General features: G+C 72.2%; 16 protein-coding genes. 7 read left to right on the top strand and 9 right to left on the bottom strand.

Annotated features, from left to right (window positions below):
• The gene (locus tag C4T42_RS22740; protein ID WP_020092823.1) at positions 1 to 246 is read right to left on the bottom strand and encodes a hypothetical protein; all 246 of its coding nucleotides are present in this window, start codon (positions 244 to 246) and stop codon (positions 1 to 3) included.
• A gap of 100 nt (positions 247 to 346) precedes the next feature.
• Complete coding sequence (locus C4T42_RS22735; protein WP_020092822.1) at positions 347 to 847, bottom strand: hypothetical protein; 501 nt, start codon at positions 845 to 847, stop codon at positions 347 to 349.
• A gap of 184 nt (positions 848 to 1031) precedes the next feature.
• Here C4T42_RS22735 and C4T42_RS22730 point away from each other — a divergent pair, with 184 nt between their 5' ends.
• The gene (locus C4T42_RS22730) at positions 1032 to 1415 is read left to right on the top strand and encodes a hypothetical protein (protein WP_026604872.1); all 384 of its coding nucleotides are present in this window, start codon (positions 1032 to 1034) and stop codon (positions 1413 to 1415) included.
• A 37-nt stretch (positions 1416 to 1452) separates the two neighbouring features.
• Here C4T42_RS22730 and C4T42_RS22725 read toward each other — a convergent pair whose 3' ends face one another.
• Both C4T42_RS22725 and C4T42_RS22720 read right to left on the bottom strand, forming a co-directional pair.
• Positions 1453 to 2169 (bottom strand): DUF1275 family protein, encoded by a 717-nt coding sequence (locus C4T42_RS22725; protein WP_020092820.1) that lies wholly within the window; start codon positions 2167 to 2169, stop codon positions 1453 to 1455.
• 4 nt (positions 2170 to 2173) lie between these two features.
• Positions 2174 to 2392: a hypothetical protein gene (locus C4T42_RS22720; RefSeq protein WP_020092819.1), complete on the bottom strand. Its 219-nt coding sequence runs from the start codon at positions 2390 to 2392 to the stop codon at positions 2174 to 2176.
• Between the two features lie 99 nt (positions 2393 to 2491).
• On the opposite strand from C4T42_RS22720, the gene C4T42_RS22715 reads away from it, so the two are divergent.
• From C4T42_RS22715 to C4T42_RS22705, 3 genes are all read left to right on the top strand, one after another.
• On the top strand, positions 2492 to 3358 hold the full coding sequence (locus tag C4T42_RS22715) for a LysR family transcriptional regulator (RefSeq protein WP_042672295.1): 867 nt from the start codon (positions 2492 to 2494) through the stop codon (positions 3356 to 3358).
• Positions 3359 to 3611: 253 nt separating this feature from the next.
• Positions 3612 to 5798: a transglycosylase domain-containing protein gene (locus tag C4T42_RS22710; protein WP_103985897.1), complete on the top strand. Its 2187-nt coding sequence runs from the start codon at positions 3612 to 3614 to the stop codon at positions 5796 to 5798.
• 292 nt (positions 5799 to 6090) lie between these two features.
• Complete coding sequence (locus tag C4T42_RS22705; protein ID WP_020092816.1) at positions 6091 to 7641, top strand: diguanylate cyclase; 1551 nt, start codon at positions 6091 to 6093, stop codon at positions 7639 to 7641.
• A gap of 13 nt (positions 7642 to 7654) precedes the next feature.
• Here C4T42_RS22705 and C4T42_RS22700 read toward each other — a convergent pair whose 3' ends face one another.
• A complete protein-coding gene (locus tag C4T42_RS22700) occupies positions 7655 to 8494 on the bottom strand; it encodes an aldo/keto reductase (RefSeq protein ID WP_056527978.1) in 840 nt (279 codons plus the stop codon).
• 297 nt (positions 8495 to 8791) lie between these two features.
• Between C4T42_RS22700 and C4T42_RS22695 the strand changes: the two genes are divergently transcribed.
• Genes C4T42_RS22695 through C4T42_RS22685 form a run of 3 tightly spaced genes read left to right on the top strand, consistent with a single transcriptional unit; the run spans position 8792 to position 10547 of the window.
• On the top strand, positions 8792 to 9865 hold the full coding sequence (locus C4T42_RS22695; protein ID WP_056527981.1) for an adenylate/guanylate cyclase domain-containing protein: 1074 nt from the start codon (positions 8792 to 8794) through the stop codon (positions 9863 to 9865).
• The gene (locus C4T42_RS22690; RefSeq protein WP_056527984.1) at positions 9865 to 10068 is read left to right on the top strand and encodes a hypothetical protein; all 204 of its coding nucleotides are present in this window, start codon (positions 9865 to 9867) and stop codon (positions 10066 to 10068) included. Before C4T42_RS22695 ends, C4T42_RS22690 begins: the two co-directional genes overlap by 1 nt.
• Complete coding sequence (locus tag C4T42_RS22685; protein WP_091978859.1) at positions 10065 to 10547, top strand: YaiI/YqxD family protein; 483 nt, start codon at positions 10065 to 10067, stop codon at positions 10545 to 10547. Before C4T42_RS22690 ends, C4T42_RS22685 begins: the two co-directional genes overlap by 4 nt.
• A gap of 42 nt (positions 10548 to 10589) precedes the next feature.
• Here the strand turns inward: C4T42_RS22685 and C4T42_RS22680 are convergent, their stop codons facing one another.
• The 4 genes from C4T42_RS22680 to C4T42_RS22665 all read right to left on the bottom strand — a co-directional run bounded on the left by C4T42_RS22680 (position 10590) and on the right by C4T42_RS22665 (position 12968).
• Positions 10590 to 10850, bottom strand: coding sequence for a BrnA antitoxin family protein (locus C4T42_RS22680; protein WP_103985896.1), 261 nt, complete (start codon positions 10848 to 10850; stop codon positions 10590 to 10592).
• A gap of 6 nt (positions 10851 to 10856) precedes the next feature.
• The gene (locus tag C4T42_RS22675; protein ID WP_103985895.1) at positions 10857 to 11174 is read right to left on the bottom strand and encodes a hypothetical protein; all 318 of its coding nucleotides are present in this window, start codon (positions 11172 to 11174) and stop codon (positions 10857 to 10859) included.
• Between the two features lie 299 nt (positions 11175 to 11473).
• Positions 11474 to 12469, bottom strand: a complete 996-nt coding sequence (gene tolA, locus C4T42_RS22670) for a cell envelope integrity protein TolA (protein ID WP_091680844.1) — start codon at positions 12467 to 12469, stop codon at positions 11474 to 11476.
• A 4-nt stretch (positions 12470 to 12473) separates the two neighbouring features.
• On the bottom strand, positions 12474 to 12968 hold the full coding sequence (locus C4T42_RS22665) for an ExbD/TolR family protein (RefSeq protein WP_056527994.1): 495 nt from the start codon (positions 12966 to 12968) through the stop codon (positions 12474 to 12476).
• Positions 12969 to 12974 lie beyond the last annotated feature (6 nt).

Genomic DNA, 12974 nt, shown 5'->3' with positions numbered 1-12974 from the left:
TCAGCCGTCGAAGGCGATACCGATCCGCCGGCTGCGCCGCCACGCCACGGTGGCCGGGCGCGGTTCGGTGCCCGTGCTGACACGAAGCGCGAAGCGGTCCGGCACGGCCTGATCGTCCTCGACCTCGATCTGCGCGCCGACGTCGGTGGCGTCCCAGACCAGGCAGCTCACCTCGCCGCCGTCGAGCAGCACGGCGCCGAACGTGAAGGCGTTCTTCCGGAAGGTGCCGCGGCGATTCTCCGTCATCAGCTCCTCCGTCCCGTCTCGTGGCTCCGCGGAGCCGGACGATGCCGGATCGCGGTTAACAGGGCAAATACGTTCCCGTGCCTGCCCTGCTCGACCGAGATCAGTACTCGTCGGGATCACCCCGGTAGCGGCGTGGCCCCGGCCCGTAATCGTCGTCGTAGGAGCGGCGCGGCGGCGGGCGGTCGTAGTCGCGGCGGTCGCGGTAGGCGTCGCGCCGGTCGTCGTAGCCGTCATTCCGGTAGCCGCCCCCGCCGCCGTAGGCACCCCCGCCGCCACCGCCGTAGCCGCCGCCGTAGCCCCCACCGCCGCCCGCGTTGATCCGCGGAGCGTACCAGCAGCTCTTCGCCTGGCCCGGCGCCGGATCGCCGAAGGTCTGGGTGTTGCAGGGCACGACGCCGCCCTGCGGGAACGGCCGGCCGTTCGTCCGGCCGGGCACGCCGTAATAGACGTTGGTGGGATAGGGCATCCGGCAGACGCCGCCCTCCTGCGCGCAGCCGACCAGGTTCACCGTGTCGAGCTGGTAGGCCTGGGCCGGGGCGGGTGCCAGCGCGCCGCCTCCCAGCGTGATGGCCCCGAAGGCCAGAGCGATCCGAATCTGCACGTCCCCGATTCCCCCGTGGTTCGCGGTGCGGGTGCCGAATAATCCGGTCGGCGGCTTCCGGCCAGCGGCCGCGCTCGCTATGGCGTCGCACAAGGATGCGCGCGGGCCGGTCCGCGGCCGGCGCGACGGTGATCGGGCGGAACGCCCCGTCGTCGGACGGGAGACGGCGCCCCGGGAGGCCTTGATGAGGGATGCGTCCGCGCAGGAGCTTCTGCTGCTCAGCGCACTCCAGGAATGCCGGATCCAGCTCGACGCGGCGCGCAAGGACGAGGCGGCCCGCGCCGCCGTCCGGGAGGAGCTCGAAGCCGCGCTCCGGCGCGAGGCCGCTCTCGCGGCGGCGATCGTGGAGGAGCGCGAGCGGACCGAGGCGGTCCGCCTCGTGCTTCAGGCGCTGTTGATGAGCGTCCGCCGGTTCGGTCTGCGCCGGCGCCTGTTCGGGGCGCGCATCGCCCGGCTCGGCCGCGAGACGCCGGATTCCGGTCCGCAGGCGGCCCGCCATCCCGTGCTGCTCGCCGAGGCGCGACGGGTGCTGGGTAAGCCATCGCCCGAACCGCCGGCCGAGCGGTGACGGCGGTCGCCGCCCGAGCGCCGCGCGGCGCGGCTCCTCACGGCCCGGCGCCGGCGTCTCCTGGCGCCGCGGCCAGGACGATCAGGGCCGTCAGAACGCCGAGCGGCAGGACGATGCTGCCGAAGGCGAGATGGGCGATCCCGAAGGCGCCGAACAGCGCGCCCGCGGCGAAGGCCGCGATCGCCGGAAGCACGCGCAGGAACCTCTCCCGGGTCTGATCGCGCTGTGGGCCGCGTCCCAGGACGAGGTCGGTCGCGTCGATGACGGCCTGGCTGACGCTCACCGTCATGACCGTGGTGGGGGCGAGATGGCCGAGAGACAGGCGGCCGATGGCGTTCTGTAACCCCATGGCCGCGACCGCGAGCATGCCGACGGCGATGGAAGCGGCACTGTCCGCTCCGCCGAGGGGCGACCACACGGTGCCACACAGCCCGAATCCCGCGAGCAGGGTCACCTCCACGGCGAGGAGCCAGGGCAGGGGGTCGAAAGCCCGCCGCTCCAGCGCCAGGGCCAGGACCCGCGCCCCCGCCACCGCTCCGACGAAGACGGGCAGCGCCAGGAGCTTGGCCACCACGCCGCTGGAGCTCGCGACCAGCTCGGCGCCGATCAGGACGAAGTTGCCGGTGACATGAGCGGTGAAGAGGCCGGTCAGGGCGATGAAGGCCGCAGCGTCGACGAAGCCGGCGACGAACGCCAGGGCGGCGCCGGCGAAGGGATCGCTCCCCGGTCTCCGAGCTCGCGCGGGACGACTCATCGTCTCAGTCGGCGAAGGGCGTCGCCGTCAGGCCGACCGGCATCCGCGGATTGGCGAAGTAGTCGGGCCAGCGATCGCAGAGATACAGGATCGCGACCAGCACGGTGGCGATCGCCAGCAGGGAGGCGAGCACCTCTGTGACCTGCGTCGCCCATTTCCCGAGCGTCGGGATCGCCATGAGGCCGCCGACGAACAGCGTGGTCACGATAACGGGTGCGGACATCGGGCAAGGCTTCGCGGCGCGGCTCTGGGACGGGGTTGTCCCGAACCCTAACGCTGCGCGGCGCCCGCAGGTTACCGATATCGGTTATCGTGACTCATGATAGGCAACCCGAACATCGAGCTGCTGCGCTCGTTCCTGGCCGTCGTCGAGAGCCGCAGCTTCACCGCCGCGGCGCAGGCTCTCGGTCTGCGGCAATCCACGGTGAGCGGGCACATCGCCCGGCTAGAGCAGGCGCTCGGTCGCGCGCTCCTGACGCGGGACACCCACCGGGTCGCGCCCACGCCGGACGGTCAGGCCATGATCGGCTTCGCCCGCGACGTGGTGGACGCGCAGGACCGGCTGCGCGCCTTCTTCTCGCCGGAAGGCCTGCGCGGCCGCATCCGGCTCGGCGTCTCCGAGGACTACACCCTGTCGACCCTGGCACAGGTCCTGGCCCGCTTCGCCGATCGGCACGACGCGGTCGATCTGCAGATCACGGTCGGGCTGAGCCGCGCCCTCTACCAGGGCTACGATGCGGGCGAGCTCGACGTGATCTTCTGCAAGCGGCGGCGCGGCGACCCGCGCGGGACCTTGGCCTGGGCGGAGGATCTGATCTGGACGGGCCGGCCCGGCCTCGTGCCGGATCCGGCCAAGCCCTTGCCCCTCGTGCTCTACCCGCCACCGTCGATGACCCGCACCTTGGCGCTCGACGCCCTCGAGGCAGTGGGCCGGTCCTGGCGGGTGGCCTGCACCAGCGGAAGCCTGATGGGGCTGCGGGCCGCCGTCGAGGCGGGCCTGGGCATCGCGCCGCATTCGGCCAAGATCCTGCCGCCGGGCCTCGCCGCGATCTCCGAGGCGGCCGGCCTGCCGCCGCTCGGCGCGGTCGAGTTCGTCGTGCTCGGCCCGGGTCGCCACCACGCGGCGGCGACCGCGCTGCAGGAGACGATCCTGGCGAGCACGGGCGAGCTTCAGGGCGCCGCGCGCTAGGGCAGCGTCGTCCCAACACGCGGTGGCCGGGCTCGATCCCGACCGTCCGGCGCGGTCCTTAACGGATTGGCCAGCCTTTTTCCGCACCGTACCGCGAAGCGGTCACAAACGGTTTCGACAAGGATCGCCGGCGGTGCCGGCCCCGGTGTCGTTGCCGGACGGGGCGCGAAACCGCCGCATTTGGCGTGCGGAAACCGTCCTGCGGCGTGCCTGACGGTCGCGCATCGCGGCGGAACATTCGAGAACGGGATGCATGGCCAAGGGTCGGGGCAGGATTGAGCCGAACTTCGACGTGCCCGAAGGGCGCGCGCGGGATCGCGGCGAACTCGACCTGCGCCTGACCCGTGAGGACCGCCCCGGGGCAGGAGACGGCGTGGCGAAGCGATCGGGCGGCGGAGCGCGGCAGCCGAGCAAGGCGCCGGCGCGGACAACGGGGCGGGCGAAGGCCTCGGGTCGCGGCCGACGCCGGCGTTCCTGGCTCGGCCGCATCGTCTACGGCTGCGTCGTCCTCGGCCTCTGGGGGGTGATCGGGCTCGCGGGGCTCATCGCTTACCACGCCTCGCAGCTGCCACCGATCGACCAGCTCGCGGTGCCGAAGCGTCCGCCCAACATCGCGATCCTGGCGAGCGACGGCTCCCTGCTCGCCAACCGCGGCGAGACCGGCGGCCGCGTCGTGTCGATCAAGGAGCTGCCGCCTTACCTGCCGCGCGCCTTCGTGGCGATCGAGGATCGGCGCTTCTACCAGCATTTCGGCGTCGACCCGGTCGGTATCATGCGGGCCATCGGCCAGAACCTGACCCGGCGCGGCGTGGCGCAGGGCGGCTCGACCCTCACCCAGCAGCTCGCCAAGAACCTGTTCCTGACCCCGGAGCGCTCGGCCTCGCGCAAGATCCAGGAGGCGATCCTCGCGCTCTGGCTCGAGCACAAGTACACGAAGGACGAGATCCTCGAACTCTACCTGAACCGCGTCTATTTCGGCGCCGGCGCCTACGGCGTCGAGGCGGCGGCGCAGCGCTATTTCGGCAAGCCTGCCAAGGAGGTGAGCCTCGCGCAGGCCGCGATGCTCGGCGGCCTCGTGCAGGCGCCCTCGCGCCTTGCCCCGAACCGCAACCTCCCGGCCGCCCAGGCCCGCGCCGCGCAGGTGCTCGCCGCCATGCAGGAGCTGGGCTTCGCGTCGGCGCAGGACGTCAAGGTGGCGCTCGCCCAGCCGGCGAAGCCCGCCAACGCCCGCGGCGGCGGGTCGGCCAACTACGTCGCCGACCTCGTGATGGACGTGCTCGACGATTACGTCGGCAAGTTCGACACCGACATCACGGTCCAGACCACGGTCGATCCGAGCCTCCAGGCGGCGGCCGAGAAGGCGCTCACCGACGAGCTCAACGCCAAGGGCACGCGCTACAACGTCAGCCAGGGGGCGCTGGTCTCGATGCGGCCGGACGGCGCCATCCGCGCCCTGATCGGCGGCCGCGACTACGCGCAGAGCCAGTTCAACCGGGCCACGACCGCCAAGCGTCAGCCCGGCTCCTCGTTCAAGCCCTTCGTGTACCTCGCGGCCGTGGAGCACGGCGCCACGCCCGACACGGTCCGGGAGGACGCGCCGATCCGGATCGGCAACTGGGCGCCGGAGAACTACTCCCACCGCTACGAGGGTCCCGTCACCCTGCGGACGGCGCTCGCCCAGTCGCTCAACACCGTCGCGGTGCGCCTCGGCCAGGAGGTCGGGCCGAAGACCGTGGTCCAGACCGCCCAGCGGCTCGGCATCACCTCGTCGCTCCAGGCCAACGGCTCCATCGCCCTCGGCACGTCCGAGGTCACGCTCTTGGAGATGGTCGGCGCCTACGGGGCCTTCGCCAACGGTGGCATCGGCGTGATCCCCTACGTGGTCACCGCCGTGAAGAGCCAGGACGGGAAGGTCCTCTACAAGCGGTCCGACAACGGTCTGGGCCGGGTCATCGACGCCAACGCCGACGGCATGATGAACGCCATGATGCACGAGACCTTCGTCAGCGGCACCGGCAAGAAGGCCGACATTCCCGGCTGGGACCTCGCGGGCAAGAGCGGCACCACCCAGGATTACCGCGACGCGTGGTTCATGGGTTTCTCGGGCAGCCTCGTGACCGGCGTCTGGCTCGGCAACGACGACGGCGAGCTCACCAAGAAGGTCACCGGCGGCAACCTGCCGGCGGAGATCTGGAAGACCTATATGACCCAAGCCCTGAAGGGGCAGACGCCGGTCCCGCTCCCGGGCCTCAACCGCTGGCGCCGCCAGCCGGAGACGACCGCCTCGGTGGCGAGTGCCGCCCCGGCGGGCCCGGGCGGGCTCCTGGGCCAGATCCTCGGCGAGCCGGAGGCCCCGGCGCCGCGCCAGGCCGCACCGTCGCGGCGCGCACCGAAGGACGACCGCAACTTCATCGAGAAGCTGTTCGGCATCGGTGACTGACGCTCCGTGGTTTCCGCGTTCGTCGGGACCAGGCGGCGGCGCGCGTTGCGGGCGAGAGGCGGCCCGCGGCGCGCGCCTTCGTGCATCTGCGCGATCACACCCGGGCTCCGGCCCACGGTGAACGCGTCGAGGCGGGACTGACAGCCGCGGCGGCCTGTATTTGTATTAGCGGTGATTCAGCGCTTCTTAGTGCCGCCAATAACCGCTTTTTCAATCTTCGTGGACGTAAGATCGGGTGAACAGTAAGCCCGTCAACCGCAATGGCGCGGTTCGTGGCAGCCCGATCGAGCCAATGCTCCTGCGCGCGACCGCTACAGCGATCAGAGCTCACCTGGACGATCGCGCCTCGCGCCTGATCGCGGCGGCCGGCACATGCCTACTGCTCTGCCTCGCGCTGCTCGGCGTCTATCTCTGCCTGGATCTGCGGGACGTCGCTTGGCACAACGCCCGCCGCAACGCCGGGAATCTCCTGGCGGTGATCGAGGAGGGCGTCGGCCATAGCCTGCGGGTCTACGACCTCTCGCTGCGGAACTCCGCACGGCTCGCGAGTCGCGCCGACATCGCGGCCTTGGACCCGGATATTCGGCGCCTGGCGCTGTTCGACACGGCTGTGGCGGGCTCCGGCCTCGGTCCGATCGCTGTCACGGACGCGGCCGGCGACGTCCGGCTGACGAGCGATCCCGGCGTGCGGACCCGGCCCAACATGCGCACGCTGCCGGAATTCGAGTTCCATCGGTCGAATCCCGAAGGCGGCCTGATCCTGTCCGGGCCGACCGTATCTCTCATGACCGGTGAGCCCATCATCCGCATGACCCGGCGGATCTGGACGCCCGACGGCTCATTCGCCGGGATCGTGTCGGGATCGATCAGGCTCGCGCATTTTCAGGCGCTGTTCGAGCGCCTGCATTTCGACGACGGCATCGCTCTGAACGTCTTCCACCGGGACGGGACGCTGCTGATCCGGGCGCCGGCACGGCCGGAGGCGCTCGGCCAGAACATCAGCGCGAGCCCCGGCTACAAGATGTACCGGGCCAAGGCGCGCGGCGAGTTCCAGGGGCGCTCGTTCCTCGACGGCGTCGAGCGGGTCTACAGCTTCGCCGACCTCGACGACCTGCCGCTGATCGTGACCGTGGCGACGGACGTCGACAGCATCCGCAGCGGCTGGATCTACAAGGCGGCGATCGTCGCCGTCCTGATCCTGTGCCTCTGCCTCCTCGCCTTCGGCCTGACGATCCTGCTGCACCGGGAGGTCGGGCGCCACGTGGCCGCGGAAGCCTCCAGCCGCGAGGCCAACGCCGCGCTCGCCGTGCTCGCGCGGACCGACGGCCTGACGGGCCTGCCGAACCGGCGCAGCTACGACGAGCACTTCGCCGTGGAGTGGAAGCGGGCCGCACAGCTGCGGACGCCCCTGGCGCTGTTGATCGTCGATGCTGACCACTTCAAGCAGTTCAACGACCGCTTCGGTCACCAGCGCGGCGACGAGGCGCTGAAAGCGGTGGCGGAGTGCCTGCAACGCACCCTCGATACCGCCGGCCTGAGCTTCCGGATCGGCGGCGAGGAGTTCGTCGCCCTGTTACCGAGCGTCGACGCGACGGCCGCCAGCGTCGCGGCGGAGCGCGTCCGCCGGGCCGTGGTGAACCTCCGCATCCCCCACGCCCCGGAGGTCGGTGGCATCGCGACGGTGAGCATCGGCGTCGCCTGTGCCGATCCGGCCGGCGGCGATCCGCCCGAAGGGCTGTTCACGGCGGCCGACGCCGCCCTCTACGCGGCCAAGAAGGCCGGGCGCAACCGCGTCCGCGCCGCCGCGCCGGCGGATCCCGTGGCCCTGGCGCTGCGGGCCTGAGCGGGCCCGCGGCTCACAGCATCGGCAGCATCCGGGGCCGCGGTCCGCGGGGGAAATGCGCGTCGATCAGGGCGATCTCGGCCGCGCCGAGGTGCAGGTCCGCCGCGCCGGCATTCTCGACGGCCCGGTCCGGGCGACCGGTCTTGGGGATCGTGAACGTGCCCGGCAGCCGGGTCAGGTAGGCGAGGGCCACCGCGTAGGGCGTCGTGCCGTGGTTCTGCGCGATGCCCGCCAGGACGCGGCCGCCCGCGCTGGCCGGATCGGGGAAGTCGCCGCTGCCGAAGGGCGAGTAGCCCACCATGGCGACGCCGTGCTTCTCGCACCAGGGCAGCACGGCGTGCTCGATGGCCCGCTCGTTCAGGTGGTAGAGGACCTGATTGCAGGCGATCCGGTCCGGCCCCGCGATGGCCCGGACGCGATCGAGATCCTCGACGTCGAAGTTGCTGACGCCCCAGGACAGGATCTTGCCGGCCCGGCGCAGATCCTCGAAGCCCGCGATCGTCTCCTCGAGCGGGTGCTGACCCGGCCAGTGCAGCAGGTAGCAGTCCAGCCGGTCCGTCCGCAGACGCTGGAGCGACGCCTCACAGGCCCGCGCGACGCCCCGGCGCGTAGCGTTGCCCGGCACCACCTTGGAGACGAGGAACACCTCCTCGCGGCAATCCGCGACGGCGGCGGCGACGATCGCCTCCGCGTCCCCGTACATCTCCGCGGTGTCGATATGGGTCATGCCGGCGTCGATCCCGGCCCGCAGCGCCCGGACCGCGTCCGTCCGGTCCGAACTGTCGATGTGCCACGTGCCCTGGCCGATCACCGGCACAGAGACGCGCGTCGCGCCGAAGCTCCTGGCGTACATGGCAGCGCTCCCTCTTCGCTGTCACAGGGGGTTGCTGGCGGCGGTCCGGTCGAGTCCCGGGCCGCCGGCGTATCACGGCTCGGCCGCGCAACAACCCGGCACGCCTTACTCGCGCCATCTTGGGGCGTTGAGCAATGGCATGCGGCCTCCCGCGGCGCTAAACTTTAGGCCCATGCCCGAAGTCCGGCGGCGCGGGCTCGCCGAGTCTGCGCCGCCGCGCGCAGCGCCGCCGCGCAGGGCCAAGCGACGCCCGGACCCGCGCACGGTCCGTCGGCTGGCCATGCTGGAGATGCCTCGATGCTGCCGGCCCACCGGATATTCTGGGGTCTGATCCTGCTGGCGGCGGCCGGCGCGGGGTTGCTCTACAACATCATCTTCGCGGCCGGCGCCTCGCCCCTCGCCGGCTTCACGTACGGCCTCTGCATGGGCGCCACGGTGCTGGCCTTCGACCGCGGGCTGATCCTGGCCGGCCTGCAGGCGAAGATCCGGCGGCTGCCGGCCTGGCTCTACGTGCTGGCCGCGGAACTCGCCTATGTCCTGATGATCATGGCGGGCAACGCCCTGGGCGGCCTGCTCGTCTGGGCGTTCGCCCTGACACCGGACGACCTCACGACCGCGACCCGCATGACCGCGCGGGTGCTCGCCTACGCCCTCGCCGTGTCGGGCCTGCTGGTCTTCGTCATACGGATGCGCGACCTGATCGGCGGCGAGGTGTTCGTGAACTTCATGATCGGCCGCTACCACAAGCCGGTGGCGGAGGAGCGGGTCTTCCTGTTCCTCGACGTGGTCGGCTCCACGGCCTTCGCGGAGACCCACGGCGACCTGCGCGCGCAGGAATATCTCAGCGCCGTGTTCGCCACGCTCGCCGAGCCGGTGCGGCGCAACGGCGGCTCGGTGGACGACTATATCGGTGATCTCGCCATGGTGACGTGGCCGATGGCCCGCGGCCTCAAGGACGCGCGCTGCGTGACCTGCGTGTTCGAGGTGCTCGACCGGATCGAGGCCGACGCCGCGGCCTGGACCGCCCGGTTCGGGACGGTCCCGCGGCTCCGGGCGGCGCTGCACGGCGGCTCGGTGGTCACGGCCGAAGTCGGGGTCGACCGCCACAAGATCGCGTATTTCGGCGACGCCGTGAACGTGACGTCGCGGATCGAGGCCCTGTGCCGCCCGCTGGGCGTCGGCATCCTGATCTCGCAGGATCTGCTCAACCGCCTCCCGCGCCTTCCGGCCGGCGTCCGGGCACGGTCCCTCGGCGCCCACGCGCTCCGCGGCCGCGGCGCGCCGCTGTCGGTGGCGACGCTCGAGCGCGGCCCCGCCGAGACCGCGCCCGTGGCGGATCTCGCGCCGCGCCGCGCCGCGGTCGCCCGCTGATGGCCGGGGCGAGCACCGCGCGGGCGAACACCCTGATCGCCGTGAAGATGGCGCTGCGCTTCGGGCTGCCGCTGATCGGGCTCGCGGTCTTCGGCCGCGCCGTCGTTCTGTCGGTGGGCGGCGATATCGAGCACGGCCAGTTCGCCCTGGGCGTGCTCCTGATCCTGGCGGGTTTCACCTCGAAGCTGGTGCCCCGGCCATGAGCGACGCGCCGGCGCGCCCGCCGATCTACCTCGACGCCGATGCCTGCCCGGTCAAAGACGAGACCTACCGGGTCGCCGAGCGCTACGGCCTGACCGTCCACGTCGTCGCCAACAGCGTGCTGAACCTACCGCGCGAGCCCTGGATCGAGCGCGTGGTCGTCGGCCCGGAACTCGACGCCGCCGACGACTGGATCGCCGCGCGGGCCGGACCCGGGAGCATCGTCCTCACCGCCGACGTTCCGCTGGCCGCGCGCTGCGTGAAGGCCGGCGCCACGGTCCTGGCGTTCACTGGGAAGCCGTTCAGCGAGGCCGGGATCGGTCTCGCCCTCGCGACGCGCGACTTGATGCAATCGTTGCGCGAGGCCGGGACCATCACGGGCGGGCCGAAACCGTTCTCGCGCGCCGACCGGTCGGCCTTTCTGTCCGCCCTCGACCGGGCGGTGAACCGGATCCTGCGCGAGCGGCCGAAGCCGGTCTGAGCACCGGTCCCAGGCGCGACGGCGTTCCCCGCGCGGGAGGTCTCAGGCCTCGGCCGCCGGTACGAGGGCCTTGAGCGCGTCGTTGATGCGGTCCTGCCAGCCCGGGCCGTCTTTCTGGAAATGCGCGAGCACGGCGCTGTCGAGGCGCAGGCTCACCACTTCCCGGGAGCCCGGGACCGTCGCCGGCCGCGGCGCGGCCTGCGGCGGCGGAGCGGCCGTCTTCGGGCTCGTGGCGGCCCGGAATGCCGCCTCGGCTGCCGCGCGCGGGTCGGTGAAGCGGCGGCGGTTGCGGTCTTCGGCCATCGACCCCTAGCCCTTCGCGGTCGTCTTCTTCGGCGCGGCCTTCTTCGCGCTGCCCTTGGCGGCCGCCTTGGCTCCCTTCTCGGCCGCCTTGGCCTGCGCGTCCGCGGCCTCCTTGGCGAGCCGGAGCGAGCGCAGCCGCACCGTCCGCTCGTCCATCGCCTTGATGGCCGCGTGGTGCTCCGCCATCGCCTGGGCGCCCTCGCGAGCCATGCGCTCCGCCCGTTCCGCGCGCTCGGCGCGGTTCTCCGCCCGGGTCTTGGCTTCCGCCTCCGCGTCGCGGGTGGCATTCACCTCGTCGAGGTCGTACTCAGTGTCGTCGTTCATCCTGTCCCTTTCACCCCGGCTCGACGGGTCCGACCCGGCGCAGCCTGCGCGGGACGGGGTCTGAGCGGGTCCGGCCTGTTCGAGGGGCGGGGGGCAAGGCCGGATCGGCGCCCTCCCGCATCGCCGTCAGGCGCGCGGGGAAGGCAGGTTCACGAAGGCTTTAGCATGCCCGCGCGGCCGATGGCGAATCCGGATCGCCGCGTGGGACTGACGGCGCACACCATTCGTACGCGTCCGCCGGACGATCCGGATCGGGCTCGCGGTCGGCCGGGCGGGATCCGGCCCGGATCGTCCTCCGATCAGCGCACGCGGAAGTTGAGCGGAATGGAGACCGACAGGCTGGACTGCGTCACGCCAGGGGGCGCCGCCGGCATCGAGCCGCGCACCGCCGCGAGGGCGGCGCTGTCGATCTGGCCGACGCCGCTGGACCGGGCCACGCCGGCGCCCGTCACCTGACCCGAGCGCATCACGGTGAAGCGCACCACCGCGGTCCCGCCGCCTGTGCCGACGGCCGCGTTCACGTTCATCCGGCTGTGGATCGCCGCGCTGATGGCGCCCTGCCACTGGCGCATGGCGCTCGGATCGTTGCCCGCGGCGGCCCGGCCGGCCGCGTTAGCCCGCGAGGCCGACGCCGAACTCCGCTCGGCGCCAGCCCGCGCCTTGGCCTCGCGCGCCTTCGCCTCGCGCGCAGCCTTGGCCTTCGCCTCGCGGATCTCCTCCAGGCGCTCCTGCCGCGCCTCCTCGCGCTTCTGCTCGCGGAGTTTCTCCTCCCGGATCTTGCGCAGCTTGGCCTCGCGCTCCGCCTTCAGCTTCGCCGGATCGGGCGTCGGCTTGGGCGGCTCCTCGGACTTGGCAACCTCGGTGGGCGGCGGCGCCAGCGGCTCGGCGGCCTCGGACGCGGAGGTGATCACCTGGCTCTGCGCCTCCACGGGTTGAGCCTCTTGCGGCATCTCGATTGCCTGGGTGTCCTCCGGCTTCACCTCGGTCATCTCGGTCGGCGGCGGCGGCTGGACGGCCTCGTCGGGCGGCGTGTCCACCGGCTTCGCCTCCGGCGGGGCTTCCTGGCTCATCTGCTGCTCCGCCGGGGCCTCGGTGGCCGCGTCGGTCATGAGCGGCGCGAGGTCGACGGTGATCTGCTGCTCGCCGGGCGGTGCGGGCGGGGAGAGCCGCAGGAACATCACGGCGGCGAGCACGCAGGCGTGCAGCCCGAGGGCGACCAGGAAAGCGGCGAGCAGCCCGGACGGGCGGCGCTCGCCGAGACCGGCCGGCATATCCGTCGACGTGTAGGTGCTCATCGGCTCAGCGCGCGGTCCCTGCGGGGGCGGCGGGGGCGGCCGGGGCGGCGCCAGGCGAGGCCGGAGCGGCGCCGCCGGGCGACTGCGCGATCAGCGACACCTTGGTGAAGCCGGCCTGCCCGACGAGGCCCATGACCTCCATGACCTTGCCGTAGGGCACGTCGCGGTCGCCGCGCACGAGGATCACCTGATCCTTGTCGGCCGCCGCCATCTCGCGCAGGCGCGGCACGATGCTCTCCATCGTGAACACCTCCTTGGCGATGGACGGGTTGCCGTCCTTGTCCACCGTCACCTCGGCGGGCTTCTTCGACTGCGCGACCTTGGGCGCCGCGGTCTTCGGCAGCTGGACCGGCACGCCGGTGGTCATCAGCGGCGCGGCGACCATGAAGATGATCAGCAGCACGAGCATCACGTCGACCATCGGGGTGACGTTGATGTCGGACATCGGCACGTCGTCGAGGTCGTCGTCGTCGTTCGCGCGAATGGATCCCATCGCCATGGGGCG

Source organism: Methylobacterium sp. 190mf, from assembly GCF_900107945.1.
Lineage (GTDB): Bacteria > Pseudomonadota > Alphaproteobacteria > Rhizobiales > Beijerinckiaceae > Methylobacterium.
Note: the sequence above shows the minus strand (reverse complement) of the source record. Positions and strands in the feature narration are given on the sequence as shown.